Raw genomic sequence first — 15,426 nt, 5'->3', positions numbered from 1 at the left:
CAGACAGCAAAAAAGAAACCGAGCCGCGCGCGTCAGCAAGCGGACCAACTCACTCCCTGCTGTAACTAAGATTTGATTCAGACAGCAAAAAAGAAACCGAGCCGCGCGCGTCAGCAAGCGGACCAACTCACTCCCTGCTGTAACTAAGATTTGATTCAGACAGCAATGAAGAAACCGAGCCGCGCGCGTCAGCAAGCGGACCAACTCACTCCCTGCTGTAACTAAGATTTGATTCAGACAGCAATGAAAAAACCGAGCCGCGCGCGTCAGCAAGCGGACCAACTCACTCCCTGCTGTAACTAAGATTTGATTCAAACAGCAAAAAAGAAACCGAGCCGCGCGCGTCAGCAAGCGGACCAACTCACTCCCTGCTGAACTAAGATTTGATTCAGACAGCAAAAAAGAAACCGAGCAAGCGGACCAACTCACTCCCTGCTGAACTAAGATTTGATTCAGACAGCAATGAAAAAACCGAGCCGCGCGCGTCAGCAAGCGGACCGACTCACTCCCTGCTGTAACTAAGATTTGATTCACACAGCAAAGAAGAAACCGAGCCGCGCGCGCCAGCAAGCGGACCGTTGCAGGCCGTCTAGGAGAATCTAATGACACCGCTTAAGGCAGCGCCATTAGTCGAAACACCCAACTTTTGGTATAAATGCCCCATTTAAAAAATTAGTCGATCCCTCAGGCGCGGACCTCAGTGGGGTCCGTGCCCTAATGTTAGTCATGTTATTTTAGTCCTGGTTTTAAACCCAAACTGACAGGCAATTGATCAGCAATGGCTGTACCCAAGTTTTTGACGAAACGATCAACAACATTTTGCTTATAACTGTAATCAACCACTCTATTAATTTTAATAACGTCTCTGGCTACTTGTCCACTGCTAGCAAAACCATCAATCAATCCAATGTCTAAGGCTTGCTCACCTGTCCAAAATAGTCCTGAGAAGGTGTCCTCATTGATATGGAGTCTATCTCCTCTTCCCTCTTTGACTCGATTGATGAATTGTTTATGAATTAAGTCCAGCATGGTCTGCAATTTCTGTTGCTGCGATTCTGAAGTCGGTGAAAATGGGTCAAGAAACCCTTTATTTATGCCAGAAGTTTGTAAACGTCGACTCACTCCAATTTTTTGAATGGCGTCAACAAAACCAAATCCATTATAAATAACACCAATTGAACCAACCATACTTGCAGGGCTAGAATAAATTTCATCTGCTGCTACAGCAACATAGTAAGCTGCAGATGCACACATATCCACACAAACAGAATAGGTCTTTACTTCTGGCCTTAGACTTTTATAGTATTTGATGGTGTTATACATATATTCTGCTTGAACAGGGCTTCCCCCTGGGCTATTAATACGGAAGATAACAGCCTTCATCGAAGCGTTTTTAAATGCCTTATCAATTCCTTTAATAAAATTATCAGCACTTGCCGAGCTTGAATCGGTGATTTCACCCTCTAAGTCTATCAAGCCAACATGCTCCTTCTTTGTAGACTCCTCCGCTTCGTTGGTAAGATCGTAAAATTCATAACCTAAATACAGGATCACGATTGCTATAATGGATCGCCTAACCCATTTCCATTTACGTTGTTTCTTCTTATCCTGAATATAATCCATCACTAACTGTTTAAGAAGGTCTTGAGAATCTGAAGAGTTATCATTATTCATAAGTAGGCTCTTGAAAAATATAAAATCATACCCATTTTAGGATAAGTAAACTAAAAATAATACCAAAATTAATTAAAAGGTGTTCTTATGAGAATGGACAAACTGACATCAAAATTTCAATCGGCTCTAGCCGATGCTCAATCATTAGCCTTAGGTAGGGACAATGGATTTATTGAGCCCGAACATGTCCTGAAAGCACTATTGGATCAGCAAGGTGGTAGCTGTAGGCCTTTGCTTAGTAAAGCAGGTGTGAACATTCCTCTTTTACGAACGCTTATTGATCAAGCTTTGGATAAATTGCCAAAAGTATCTGGGACTGGAGGTGACATTCACATCTCTAATGGACTAACCCGTATACTTAATTTAACGGATAAAATATCTCAACAACGAAAAGATAATTTTATTTCAAGCGAACTCTTTTTATTGGCGGCGATCACGGAAGATGGTTCCTTGAAGTCCATTTTAAAACAAGCAGATGCTGATCCCAAACAAATTGAGAAAGCCATAGACGAGCTTCGAGGGGGTGAACAAGTGAACGACCCCAATGCCGAAGATCAGCGCCAGGCTTTGGAAAAATACACCCTAGATCTAACGGAGCGTGCAGAGCTAGGTAAACTAGATCCTGTAATCGGTCGCGATGATGAAATTCGTAGAACCATTCAAGTTTTGCAAAGAAGAACCAAAAACAACCCTGTTTTAATTGGCGAGCCTGGTGTTGGAAAAACAGCCATTGTTGAAGGTTTAGCGCAACGTATCATCAATGGAGAAGTGCCTGAAGGCTTAAAAAATAAACGCCTACTTTCTCTTGACATGGGTGCTTTAATTGCGGGAGCTAAATATCGGGGTGAATTTGAGGAGCGATTAAAAGCTGTACTGAATGACCTTGCTAAACAGGAAGGTCAAATTATTCTCTTCATCGATGAGTTACACACGATGGTTGGTGCTGGAAAGGCAGAGGGAGCTATGGATGCAGGAAATATGCTAAAACCAGCCTTGGCTCGTGGTGAACTGCATTGTATTGGTGCCACGACTCTTGATGAATATCGGCAATACATTGAAAAAGACGCCGCATTAGAAAGAAGATTTCAAAAAGTATTGGTCGATGAACCCAATGTTGAGGATACCATCGCTATCTTAAGAGGATTGAAGGAGCGTTATGAGGTTCACCATGGGGTTGAAATTACTGATCCCGCCATTGTTGCAGCTGCAACACTTTCTCATCGATACATAAGCGATCGACAGCTTCCTGACAAAGCAATTGATTTGATTGACGAAGCAGCAAGTCTAATCCGAATGGAAATTGACTCAAAACCAGAAAGTATGGATAAACTTGAGCGTCGATTAATTCAATTGAAAATAGAACGAGAGGCTTTGAAGAAGGAAAACGATGAGGCCTCTAAAAAACGCTTAGGTGACTTGCAGAAAAATATCGATGAATTAGAAAAAAATTACACTGATCTTGAAGAGATATGGAAAGCTGAAAAAGCCACCATGCAAGGCTCGACACAAATTAAAGAAGCGCTAGAAAAAGCCAAATTGGAGTTAGAAACTGCTCGAAGAGCCGGTGATTTGAGCCGCATGTCTGAATTGCAATATGGACGAATTCCAGAACTGGAGAAACGCCTAAGCCAAGTAGCCTCTGCTGAAAACATGGAAACCAAACTTGTACGCAATAAAGTAACCGAAGATGAAATCGCTGAGGTTGTCTCTAAGTGGACAGGAATACCTGTATCAAAAATGATGGAGGGAGAGAGAGAGAAGTTATTAAAAATGGAAGAAGTTCTCCATAATCGCTTAATAGGCCAAAATGAAGCTGTTGATGCAGTATCGAATGCCATTCGACGCTCTCGAGCTGGGTTGTCAGATCCTCATCGCCCAATCGGATCCTTTCTATTTCTCGGTCCAACGGGAGTTGGTAAGACAGAATTATGCAAAGCCCTCGCCTCTTTCCTCTTTGATACCGAAGAAGCTTTGGTACGAATCGATATGTCTGAATTCATGGAAAAGCACTCTGTAGCACGATTAATTGGAGCGCCGCCTGGTTATGTGGGTTATGAAGAAGGCGGTTATTTAACTGAAACTGTTCGTCGACGCCCCTATTCGGTCATTTTGCTGGATGAAGTAGAAAAAGCACATAGTGATGTATTTAATATTTTACTTCAAGTTATGGATGATGGCCGCTTAACTGATGGACAAGGTCGCACAGTAGATTTTCGTAATACAGTGATAGTGATGACTTCAAATTTAGGCTCTCACTTAATTCAAGAAATGAGCAATAAATACAATTATGAACAAATTAAATCAGCCGTAATGGAACTCGTAGGACAGCATTTCCGCCCTGAGTTTATTAATCGAATCGATGAATCTGTAGTGTTTCATTCCCTCGCCAAGGAACAAATTGCTAAAATTGCTTCGATACAAATTAATTATTTACATCATCGATTAAAGCAACAAAACATGAACCTGCACGTGAGTGATGAAGCTTTAAATCATCTAGCTGAAGCAGGGTTTGACCCAGTCTATGGTGCAAGGCCACTAAAACGTGTCATTCAACAACAATTAGAAAATCCCTTAGCTCAATCTATACTTACCGGGCAATTTAAATCTGGTGACAGTATTACAGTTAGCTATAAAGACGGAAATCTGGTCTTTAATGGAAAGTAACTAAGTTTATAATAAAAGGGCGTTTTGCGCCCTTTTTAGATCCAAAAATGCGATTTATTTACACATCAAAATCAATTCCAATTGTACCCATATTGTAGCATTGCGGCTTTATCTTTACTTGCCAAGGAGCAGTAGCAACATGTCCTGCAGCAACAGTAGAGCCAAATACATAGTTGGTTTCAGAAAGATATAAAAATCGGTACTCAGCAAAAATGCTTGTGCTAGAGCCTAAATCATAATGGAAACCAATCTTTGGTTGTGCAGCAAATGTAACTGATGTGTCATCAGAATCAGAATTGTAATGATTCAAACCTGGCTCGGGAGGACTTAGCTGGATTGCGGAAGCGCCATGAATAGATACCACAGCCGACCCAATACCAACACCAACATAAGGCTTAATTTTCCCAAACATTGTATTGTTAGCATTTAGCACAGCGTTGACCAGAAAAACCCCTGTTCTCAAGGGATATTTTACTAAAAAATCATGTTCCGGAAGTCTTGTGGTTTCGTTATTAATGTCGTGGCCTTCTATTTCAGCCCCACCCATATAGTACCCCTCAAGTTCAATAGCCGGTGTTACCGCTAAATGCACGCCAAGATTGCTAGGCCCAGCAAATCCGATATGACCTCCCACTACGCCCATTGAGCTACTTTCAGAAGTGCCAAACGCATTCACCGCTAAGGGACCATTCACATCCAGAATAAAAGCAGTTCCGTATTGTCCTATGTCACCACTTGTCATTGCACCAGCACCACCAAATGCACCAATGTAAATTTTACCTGGTGATGCTATAGATGCTGGTCCCATTGCCCCACTATAACCAAGCGATGCGGATAAAGTCATTATACAACCTGAAATAGCTTGAGCTGCTAGTTTCCTTACATTAATATCCAATTCCAAAATCTCCTTGATGATTCAATTCAATGTCCACTTCCTATACAGCACCTTATTCAATAAACAAGCGCTATGGAACAAAGGATAATAATCCAGTCCTGCACTATTTGTATAGACTAAATGGTAGAAAGACACCATTAAACGAGCATTCGTTGAATGTTGGCTTATAAAAAGGCCTTTTATTGCTGAAGTATTCCTACAACAACAGAGCGGATTTTTCTTCAGGCTTAGGTTCCTCACCCACGTTGAGCAAGGCAAGTTCGACCTGGTATACTTTCGTTTTAAATTTATCAAAACCACCGAAGAACTCGGTGTTGATTTTCAAAGAAGGTTTAAACTCAATGTATTGCTTTAATAATTTTATAGATCGTAATATGTCTTTATCCGTAAGTTCTTTAATATTCTCCTCTATTCCTAAAACTTGATAGATACATCCCTTTAATCCCTTACTTACAAATTTGGATTGAAGAAGCAGGCAATATCCCCCGAGCAATCGATGACTGGCCAAACTAATTTGCAAAGCTTGCATAGTTTCAACAAAAGTCGTGTGGTCAAAATTCTCAAAATTAATTTGAATTTGTGCTGTTGAAAGTAGGTTTGCAATGTCGTACTGGGATTGAGAATTGGCCACATTTTTCTTTAAGCTCTCAAGCAATAAGGACTGATTTAACTTAGAGAAGTCTGGATGTTCCTTTTTGAGCAAAACACTCCATTTGTTTATATCATCAACAACACGTCTTTGTTCCTCATCAAGATAAAGTGCCAAGGATTCTATAAAGCCAATGGCTTGGAATTCTTTTAAAAGATCTCCCCCCTTTTTTTTATGCTCATCAATAATGTCCTGCAAATACTCTTCAAAATTTCTATCTTGCGCAAAGTGAGGATAACTTTTGTATTTTGGCGTTTCCTTTCCACCAGTAGCTAGCATATTTTTTTTAAAGATCTCCAAGGCTTTAACGATTGTGACTTCATCGAGAATTTTTAAATCTTGTGCACGGTAGTTCTCGTCCATTTCAGGGGGGAGACCCAAAGCACTTCTGATGGCTTTAAATAAGTTACAATTTTTTTCATTTGCTGCAAAAAGACTAAAATAGGTGTATGAGTTTTTATTTTGATATTCTTTTATAATACGAAAGTAGCGATGAAGAAGTGCTCCCAAAAGGTATAAACTAGCTTGCCTATTTCTTTCCTCATTATTTTCCTTCAACACATCACGTAGCTCAGTAGTTAATTTGATGAATACATCTTGAGCGGTTTTGCGTTCTGTTTTACATGTATTAACCTCATGAACTCTCGCAAGAAGAATTTCAAGACCGCTCTGAACAACCTGCTCTTGTACAGGTGGCTGCTTTACTTGAACAGGTGCCTCCGACTTAATTTTATATCGGCCCAAAAGCGTTGAGTACTGAATCTCTAAATTACGAGTCTTAGCCAGGAACAAAGCGAAATCTAGTGGGGTATATGCCATATAGCCTCCTGCTTAAAACAGAAAATTGAGTCCCAAAGTACGCTTAACTCCTAAATACACATCATAGAATGATGAACTGCTTTCTTGTTTTGAAGAGCGTAGCGTATATATATCTACTTGAATACTTTCACCTAAATGTCTCATTAAATCAGAGTAAATTTTTATCTGCTGGTTTTCATATGCAAATGAACAATATTGGCTTAAGGCATACAAACTTTCGTCAGACAACTGCGAATTCATATCATTGAGTGACAGCACCTCCAAATCTCTTTGAAACAATTCAATCATTGATTGATTCAGGTAAGTTGAAATAGTCGAGCTATAACGCGACCACACCAAAATATATATTCCTGCTAAGGTTTTTTGTTTAAACTCAGCTAAGTCCCTTTGAGTAACCCTCGCATTCAAAAAGTTGCTTCTAAGGTATTCGAGAAGAACAGAATCATTATCCTTATGCAAACTCTTTGCCACTAAACTAATTAAAAGACAATCCTGAATTCTCTCGTCATTTATTGAATTGGTATAAAAAAAGCTACAACATCCTAATGATGAAACAAATCGCCGCATTAGTTTGTCAGATAAACTCAAAGCGTTCTGCTGAAATTTGGCAAACTCTAGCACGGCATCCCTCCAGCAAGGTTTTCCCGCATCAAATGCAGCGAGCAACTGGTCACAAATTCAAATCACATTTAATTTTTTTATCATCCTAGAACTAATATTGCAACTACTAATTCAACTATTTGCAAACAAAAATCTCACAAAGGTAATTTAAATGGATCTACCTTTAAGGTTTGGTTTATTTTGATTCAAAAACAGAGGGGACATTTGGGATTCAATGGCAAATTAGTTATCCGCCCCCTGATGGTCGGGGCTTGGAGATACCTCATATGCAGAAAAATCAAATGACTGTGATTACAACTCAACTAAATCGCTTCTCAATAGAACTCACCAATTGTTGATGAATACCATTAAAGCCTCTATTGCTCATCACTAATATTGCATCCCCTGTTCTAACCTGAGATACAACAGACTGGATTATCTCTTCGTTACTTTTGCAAAGCTTATAAGGACAAATCCAATCTGCAACTGTTTTTTGCAAATTAAAATCCTGCGGTTCTAAAACAAAAGCTCCGTCAACAGGAGCCAATGCTTCTGCCATATCTGCTGCATGTACTCCAGTCCGCATCGTATAAGATGCAAACTCCATCACAGCAAAAATACGTAGATGTCTTTTACTTTTTTTAAGTGCATCTATGGTTTTAGTGATAGCCGTAGGATGATGGGCGAAATCATCATACACTGTTACACCAAATTGATTGGATTTGACTTCAAGTCTACGCTTTACAGGAATAAATTGCTCTAAAGCTTTTGCTGCTATTCTGATTTCGACTCCTGCATGATAGCTAGCAGCAATTGCAGCTAGCGCATTTTCTACATTAAACCGTCCAATTAAAGGCCAGTGAATTTCTGCAGCCACCTTTCCATGGTGCAAGACTTTAAAAGATGAACCACTATCATCGAGTAATTCTGCTACCCATTCAGCTTGTCCATCAAATGCGGTTTCTTCAACTTGAGAATATTGACCACGATCAAGTACTTCATTTAATGCTTTATCATCTCGAGGCTTAATAGCTATGCCTTTAGGTGGAATCGTTCTTAATAAGTAATGAAATTGCTTTTGGATGGCTGCTAAATCTTGATAAATATCTGCATGGTCAAATTCTAAATTATTTAATACAGCGATTCGTGGTCTATAATGCATGAATTTAGGTCTTTTATCGAAGAATGCACTGTCGTATTCATCTGCTTCAATTACAAACCAGTTCCCAGCACCAAGACAAGAGCTTGTATTAAAATTTGAAGCAACACCACCGATTAAGAAACCCGGTTTTAAACCCGCTTGGTCAAGAATCCATGAAATCATTGAAGTAGTCGTTGTTTTACCATGCGTACCTGCTACAGCAATGACCTGATATTTTTCTAAAATAGTCTCTGCCAGCCATTGAGGACCTGAAGTGTATGGCTTCCCTGACTCCATCACCGCTTCAAGAACAGGCATCCCACGTTTTATTGCATTTCCTATAATGACTAAATCCGCCTGTAGAGCCAAACTTGCATCTTCATACCCTTCAGTCCATGAGATTCCCTTAGCAGTCAGTAAATCACTGACTGGAGGGTAACAATTGGCATCACTTCCAGTTACTTTAAACCCTGAATCTCGAGCCATTAAGGCTAAAGCGCTCATGAAGGTCCCACTAATGCCTAAAATATGAATGTGTTTCATTTATACACCATTGTTACGTATCGTTAGTTTGTTTTTCTATGGTTAATTGCTGTACGATAGGGTTATCCCATGGTCCAGATACTTTATAGGTGTAACCAGTAATCTTTTGCATGCTTTGATTGATGATTTTATTCGCCACCCATGCTGCTAAGCCTGCAATTGGTCCTCCAGCAATCGTTGCAACAACAGGAAGACTGGCTGTTATATGTGGTGAAATCCTCAAATTTAAATCATACAGATTGTGAACTAAATCCAAGTCCCCTTTCATGTCGGCATAAGCGACGGGACCATCGATATAACTCTTCGACGTAGTCATTATCCCTCTTTTGATATTAAAATTACCTTTATAGACGTCGAAGCTATAGCCTTCGTTTGAAAGATCACTAAAATCAAGTTTTAATCGTCTAGGGATGGTTTGCAAACTCAGAATACTCAAAAGCTTACCTAGTCCTAGTTTTTCCTCAGTTTCGGGGCTTAAATGGGTGATTCTACCATTTTTTAATTGCATATACATCGTGCCATTAAGATTGGAAAGAGAAAAGTCATATAGTCTTCCATTCCATCCTCCACGGAACTCCATATATCCCTTTTTAGCATCCACTGCTGGCGAAATAGACCAATATTTTAAGCTTTTAGCGAGATCTTTTAGATTCATTCTGCTTTGAAGAGTGGTTTGGTGTTTATTGTTCTTTTTGTTCCAATCACCCTCAATATTAATCTGATAGTAAGGGGAGTCTACTCGACAATAATCAATTTTCCATTGTTCTGGAGTAGAATGACTTTTAAGTGTCACATTACCAATCATTAATTGACCGATGGATAAATTATCAATTCGCAAATTTAAATTGGGAATTTCGTCGGGATTTGAATTTGCAGCACTCGATGCTCCAACAGGTGAACCAGTTATTTTTTCCATGTGCAAACGTTTTACAAACCCAGTTAGGGTATTTGTTGAAGCATGATACAAAAGATCAGCATTTATATTTAGCTGTTTAAGTAAAATGGACCAATCATTGTCTGGCATTTTTTTAGCGAAAATGGACAGATTATCCAGTTTTTGATGCATCCAATCAAAATGAACCAATTTGAGATCGATATAGCTGAGTTTATGGAGTATGGAGTATTGGCTATTCACTGTTGCGAATTGCTTGACCACTTTTCTCCACGCCTCTATATCTAATCCTTTCAGTTTACCTACTAGTCCAAGCCCTGGTCTTTTTTGGACGACTGCTAGTGAGTCTCCTAATTGAATCTGACCCGAGTCCAATGAAAATACACCATTTTTTTGCTGGAACATGATATCTGCACTAAGCCGGTTAGCTAATTTTGTTCTCAAGCGAAATGCTTTTTTCGGATTGAAATCTAAATTCACCAATAAAGGAACTTTGTCTTTATAATTTTTACCTAAAGGTTGAGGAAGATTAACAGCTAGACCACGTAAATCAGAATGAAATACAACGTTATCCAAATCATTGGGATTATCCGTTATTTTAATCAATGCCTTAGCAGCTATCCTTCCCTGAAGTATTGAAAATATAGGCATATCAACCTTTCTTTTTAAGGATTCAATGGATGTTTCCCCTTCAATGGAGATTTTGGTCAATGGTTGAGGCAGTATTTCTGACTTAACTCTTATGTTTAAAGGATATCCAAATGCTCTAGCTAAGAGAGTGCTATCCACTATTTCACTTTCATTGAATGACAGATTACCCTTTAAGTGATCTAAACTTAGATTACCTAGTTGATGATGAATTTGAACTGTATTATTTTTAAACAGTATTTCTCCTCTCGCTAAATTATCATCATTTTCGGGATAAAGAGGAATTTCAAGGCGTAGATTGATTGATAATATCCCTTTTATCGTTAACATTTTTAAGGCATTAAGTTTATCTCTCAAAGGTGAGTTGAGAATAAAATTGAGCATCTGTTGAGCACTTCCTTGCACGATGGTATGCAACAATAAAGTCTCTCTATCTTTTCCAATGTCATCAATTCTCAGATTTAATTGATTTATAGGTACATCTTTTACATACCCTTCCAAAACATCTATTTCTAAATTCCTGTTATGTAGCCTAATGTAGCCACCTAAATTCTTTAATAATTGCCATTTTGGGGTGATTAATAGGTCTCCGCCAAGAACGTGACTCTGAATTGAAAACTCACCCTGATTGTTGTCAAAGGGAAAATCCTTAGCCATACCATTTACCAAGACTCTGCCAGTAGCCTGTCCAAGACGTTTGACATCATTGTTCAACCACATAAATAATTTAGGCTTCATACGATGTTTAGGCAAAAAGGCTATCCATTTTTGTAAATTTTTTCCCGTGAAATCCATTTCAAACCGTATATGGCCCAATGAATCGCGTGTTACCTCATCAATACTTCCATTGGCACTCAGTGTTAGATCTGGCTGGCTAAGTACAAAACGATCAATACTAACTCGTAAACCATTACTTATTCGCTTCCAATCAAGCGCACCATTTAGGATATCTACTGATTGAGCTGGGTATCCATTGACCTCAATTTGACTATTCTCAGAATCCAACTCTAAACGACCCTCGTCCGGTTGCCAATTCAACACGCCAGAAATATTCTCTACTGCAGGGATAGTGGGATTTCCACTCCATCCGAGATTGCTAAAACGAGTTAAGAAATAGAGTACTTGATTTTGCTTGAATAATAATTGTGTGTCGGTGAGGACACCATGAGGCTTTAATTGTAAAATCTGATAAAAAGAATCAGGCCACTCAATCGCTTGGTTTACTAATGATTCTACTAAAAGTGATTTAACAAATACTTGATAGGTATTTTGCTCTTTATTAAAACGAACCAAGTATTGATTTTCCGGCCATTTTACCCCTGCCGCTCTAAATTTGACATGGTCAGCCTGAAATTTCCACCCCATTTTTTCAGGCTGCCAGCCCAAATTAGCATAAAACGATTGGATCAACTCACTTTTAGTTTGATTGATTAATTTCCATGCTAAACGCTTGAATTTAACATGTGCTTGAACATTAGTTAAGGTACCCTTATTAAGATCCGCCCATAGCTCAATATCTCCTTTGCCCCCTTCAATCTGTACAAGTGAATTAGGCAGAATACTTTGCCATTGGGCCGGAAGGAATTTTTTTACGGAAAAGTACAATTGCCCCTTCGTTTGATCAAGTTCAGTTGGATCGAAATCGATATGACCAAGAATTTCAAATTTCGTTGCGTTGGTCTGTAAAAGACTAGCTTCTCCCTTAATTTTATAATATCCACCTTTATTCACTATGGATAAATTTAAATTGTTAATAGGTATTAAAGCACCATCTTGAAGATGGGTATGCGCAGAAACATGTTTTAAAATTAAGCTTTCTTGCTGAGACAACCAAAGCAATAGCTGCTGAGTTTTACTCTCATTGATTTCAGTAGCATCAATTTCATTAGACGATAAACCATCAATCTTCCATTGATTTCCTGATTTTCTTATACTTAAATCAAGAGAATCAATATAAAGGACACCTGGCTGGATGCGCCAATGCCAAAGTGACTTCAATAAATTAATTCCCACGAATAATTGTCCAATTTCGATTGGACGCTGATCATTACTTTTTATAGATACATGCTTTAATTTGACTACTGGTTCGAACCAATACCATCCAGTTTCCATGCTGTCGATAGTGACTGGTTGCCCTATTATACTTGTGAGCCTTTGTTCAACTTCACCTTTGTATTGTTTCGCCCATGGGGTAAGAGAACGGAATATGCTAGAAATCACAGCCGCTAAGATAATGAGTATGGCTAATGCTAGCCAAGCTTGTTTAAATAATCTATTCACCCAAAGGTTTTTCATGATCCTTGTTTAACTTATTATACCATTGCTTCCGTGCATACTCATCCATTTCTTTTTGTTCTTGGCGCTGAAGGATGTATTCTTCTGCTTTTTTTACGCGCTCAATGAGCTTTTTAATTCCTTCTTCTGCCGTTTTAGCTTGCTTGTAACTCAAATCAGCTTTAGTTCTTGCTTTTGCTAATTGAGCTAAATGGGTATTAAGCTGAATTAAAGCTGTATCCAAGTGATTAATGAAATTGAGACGATTCCGAAGAGGGCCTAACGTAGTACCTTGCTGACCCATAGTTTCTAATTGCTTCATGTATTCTTGCCTATATCCAACGAGTTGCTCATGCCTGGCCTTATTTTGATTGAATAAATCCTTGGCCTTTAACAACTCCAAATAAGCTGTATGAGTATGTTCCTGTTTAATTTGTAAAAGCAATGTTAAACGTCCCAATCGCTCACTCATGGTTTAGTCCTAGTTAAGCATGTTGCAACTAATTCCTCCAAAAGTTCAATGCTATGATTATAATTCACCTGTTCATTCATGTTTTGAATAAGATAATCTCTAAGCCTGTTAATCGCTGATAAGGCCATGTCTAATTCTGGGTCGCTTCCCTTGGTATATGCACCCAGCAAAACCAAATCTTTATTTTTTTGATATATCGATAAATATTTCTTGAACTGTAGCATATCCTTCATGTGTTGTTCGGAAACAATGGACTGCATAACACGACTGATGGACGCTTCCAAGTCTATCGCTGGATACTGCCCCTCTTCTGCAAGAGATCTACTCAAAACAATATGTCCATCTAGGATAGCACGTGCCGAATCAGCAATAGGATCTTGCATGTCATCGCCTTCGGTTAATACCGTATAAAAGGCAGTAATTGAACCTGTGCCAGGCTTACCATTCCCTGCCCGTTCAACCAGTTTAGGCAGTTTTGCAAATACCGAGGGAGGATATCCCTTAGTTGCTGGAGCTTCTCCAATCGAGAGTCCGATTTCTCGCTGCGCTTGAGCAAATCGGGTTAGGGAGTCCATTAGGAGTAAAACATGCTTACCCTGATCACGAAAATATTCGGCGATGCTTGTTGCTACTTTTGCACCATGTAGGCGCATTAATGGACTTTCATCAGCTGGTGCAGCAACAACCACAGCACGTTTAAGCCCCTCTACTCCGAGATTATGCTCAATAAACTCCTTAACTTCACGCCCTCTTTCTCCAATTAAACCAACGACTACTACATCAGCTTCTGTGAAGCGCGTCATCATGCCTAGCAAAACCGACTTCCCTACTCCACTCCCTGCAAATAAACCTATACGCTGACCACGACCAACCGTAAGCAAGCCATTTATTCCTCGTACTCCAACGTCAAGGGCAGTATCAATTGCTGCTCGTTTCAAAGGATTAATTACACCACCCATTAATGGATATGTATCCACTGTATCAATAACAGGTCCATCATCAATTAAGTTACCAGAGCCGTTTAATATTCTACCCAGTAATTGTGGTCCAACTGCTACTTGTGCTACTCGTCCTGTAGGAATAATCCTCATTCCAGGAGCTATACCTTGAATATTTCCTATAGACATTAAATAGGCACTGTCATTACTAAAACCTACCACCTCAGCTTCAACTTTATTCTGCTCGTTAATGTTCACATAGCAACGTGCTCCAATCGGTTGGTTAAACCCTTTCGCTTCAAGAGTTAAACCAACTGCTCGACTTATTCTTCCGCAATGTAATAGTCCTGAGTGTTGGTTGTCTCTTACCTCAGGTAAAATTGTGCGCAAATGCGATTTGAATTCATTCATTATTCTCTTTTCCTGAATTAGGTTGCACTTGCAAATGTTCTGTAGTGATAAACTGATCAAATAACATGCTAAGTCTAGTCTCAATCCGTCCATCTAATTCGCTATGATCACCTTGTAGGTAAAAATCCCCTCGGCTTAACAAGGGATCACCGTCTAAGATCTCTAGCAACCCTTCAATTTCATTGTGAGAAAAATTTGCCTTAATCCAGTCAACATCCTCAGGATGCATTTTTAGAATTCTTTTTCCATGCAAAGAAGGTAATTCTTTTTTGATTTTCTCAAAGAGGGAGTGCAGTTTATCTGGACTGATGGACAGTTCTACAGCAATCGATTTTTGGCAAAGCCATATCACTGTTGTGATTATCTCCTGTGTCAATTGCTCGTCAATGATATGGACGGGTTTTTGCAATAGATCCAACCATTTAACTAACTCTGACTTCATGTCATCTATCTCTTTCTGTGCTTGTTGCATCCCATTGGTATATCCTTCTTGATAGGCATTTTGCTTCAAGGCTTCTAATTCAGTGATCAGTTCTGCATGCTCTTCCTCTGCAGGTGCACTCTCATTATTGGCTTTGTATTCCCATGCGCTAAACTCACTCACTTTCAGTTGCTTATCAAATGGTTCAAACTCGTTAGCCATAGCCACCCCTGAGTCATATCAAATCCACAGAACTTACAAATACTCCCGTTCTCTTCATTAAGAGATAAAATAATACGATCAATTAGTTTATTATCCATTCCAAATTAAAACAATGTTCTCAACCGTTTGATATTTCCTAAGTCATGCTCAATTCAAGAGTTGA

At 39.1% G+C, this 15,426-nt stretch carries 10 protein-coding genes; 1 reads left to right on the top strand and 9 read right to left on the bottom strand.

Annotation, left to right across the window (positions count from 1 at the left end):
* Nucleotides 1-729: 729 nt before the first annotated feature.
* On the bottom strand, nucleotides 730-1,674 hold the full coding sequence (locus Lwal_RS09230) for a S49 family peptidase (RefSeq protein ID WP_058480513.1): 945 nt from the start codon (nucleotides 1,672-1,674) through the stop codon (nucleotides 730-732).
* Nucleotides 1,675-1,761: 87 nt separating this feature from the next.
* Here Lwal_RS09230 and clpB point away from each other — a divergent pair, with 87 nt between their 5' ends.
* The gene (gene clpB, locus Lwal_RS09225) at nucleotides 1,762-4,338 is read left to right on the top strand and encodes an ATP-dependent chaperone ClpB (RefSeq protein WP_058480512.1); all 2,577 of its coding nucleotides are present in this window, start codon (nucleotides 1,762-1,764) and stop codon (nucleotides 4,336-4,338) included.
* A gap of 58 nt (nucleotides 4,339-4,396) precedes the next feature.
* On the opposite strand, the gene Lwal_RS09220 is transcribed toward clpB, so the two are convergent.
* From Lwal_RS09220 to Lwal_RS09185, 8 genes are all read right to left on the bottom strand, one after another.
* Complete coding sequence (locus tag Lwal_RS09220) at nucleotides 4,397-5,233, bottom strand: hypothetical protein (protein WP_231950949.1); 837 nt, start codon at nucleotides 5,231-5,233, stop codon at nucleotides 4,397-4,399.
* A gap of 196 nt (nucleotides 5,234-5,429) precedes the next feature.
* The gene (locus Lwal_RS09215) at nucleotides 5,430-6,701 is read right to left on the bottom strand and encodes a hypothetical protein (RefSeq protein WP_058480511.1); all 1,272 of its coding nucleotides are present in this window, start codon (nucleotides 6,699-6,701) and stop codon (nucleotides 5,430-5,432) included.
* A gap of 12 nt (nucleotides 6,702-6,713) precedes the next feature.
* Nucleotides 6,714-7,322, bottom strand: coding sequence for a hypothetical protein (locus tag Lwal_RS09210; protein WP_058480510.1), 609 nt, complete (start codon nucleotides 7,320-7,322; stop codon nucleotides 6,714-6,716).
* Between the two features lie 298 nt (nucleotides 7,323-7,620).
* Nucleotides 7,621-8,985: a UDP-N-acetylmuramate:L-alanyl-gamma-D-glutamyl-meso-diaminopimelate ligase gene (gene mpl, locus Lwal_RS09205; protein WP_058480509.1), complete on the bottom strand. Its 1,365-nt coding sequence runs from the start codon at nucleotides 8,983-8,985 to the stop codon at nucleotides 7,621-7,623.
* Nucleotides 8,986-8,998: 13 nt separating this feature from the next.
* Nucleotides 8,999-12,820: a YhdP family protein gene (locus tag Lwal_RS09200; RefSeq protein ID WP_058480508.1), complete on the bottom strand. Its 3,822-nt coding sequence runs from the start codon at nucleotides 12,818-12,820 to the stop codon at nucleotides 8,999-9,001.
* The gene (gene fliJ / locus Lwal_RS09195) at nucleotides 12,798-13,271 is read right to left on the bottom strand and encodes a flagellar export protein FliJ (protein ID WP_058480507.1); all 474 of its coding nucleotides are present in this window, start codon (nucleotides 13,269-13,271) and stop codon (nucleotides 12,798-12,800) included. The genes Lwal_RS09200 and fliJ overlap by 23 nt, the downstream gene beginning before the upstream one ends.
* Nucleotides 13,268-14,620, bottom strand: a complete 1,353-nt coding sequence (gene fliI / locus Lwal_RS09190) for a flagellar protein export ATPase FliI (RefSeq protein ID WP_058480506.1) — start codon at nucleotides 14,618-14,620, stop codon at nucleotides 13,268-13,270. Before fliI ends, fliJ begins: the two co-directional genes overlap by 4 nt.
* Nucleotides 14,613-15,263, bottom strand: coding sequence for a FliH/SctL family protein (locus Lwal_RS09185; protein ID WP_058480505.1), 651 nt, complete (start codon nucleotides 15,261-15,263; stop codon nucleotides 14,613-14,615). The genes fliI and Lwal_RS09185 overlap by 8 nt, the downstream gene beginning before the upstream one ends.
* Nucleotides 15,264-15,426 lie beyond the last annotated feature (163 nt).

The sequence above is a fragment of the Legionella waltersii genome (genome assembly GCF_001468085.1).
In the GTDB taxonomy this organism is placed as follows: Bacteria; Pseudomonadota; Gammaproteobacteria; order Legionellales; family Legionellaceae; genus Legionella; species Legionella waltersii.
This window is presented reverse-complemented; position numbering and strand designations above follow the sequence as displayed.

Coding starts and splice junctions, on each gene's coding strand:
- Lwal_RS09200 (WP_058480508.1), bottom strand. CDS start 12,820: ATGAAAAACCTTTGGGTGAATAGATTATTTAAACAAGCTTGGCTAGCA.
- mpl (WP_058480509.1), bottom strand. CDS start 8,985: ATGAAACACATTCATATTTTAGGCATTAGTGGGACCTTCATGAGCGCT.
- Lwal_RS09185 (WP_058480505.1), bottom strand. CDS start 15,263: ATGGCTAACGAGTTTGAACCATTTGATAAGCAACTGAAAGTGAGTGAG.
- Lwal_RS09230 (WP_058480513.1), bottom strand. CDS start 1,674: ATGAATAATGATAACTCTTCAGATTCTCAAGACCTTCTTAAACAGTTA.
- Lwal_RS09215 (WP_058480511.1), bottom strand. CDS start 6,701: ATGGCATATACCCCACTAGATTTCGCTTTGTTCCTGGCTAAGACTCGT.
- fliI (WP_058480506.1), bottom strand. CDS start 14,620: ATGAATGAATTCAAATCGCATTTGCGCACAATTTTACCTGAGGTAAGA.
- clpB (WP_058480512.1), top strand. CDS start 1,762: ATGAGAATGGACAAACTGACATCAAAATTTCAATCGGCTCTAGCCGAT.
- fliJ (WP_058480507.1), bottom strand. CDS start 13,271: ATGAGTGAGCGATTGGGACGTTTAACATTGCTTTTACAAATTAAACAG.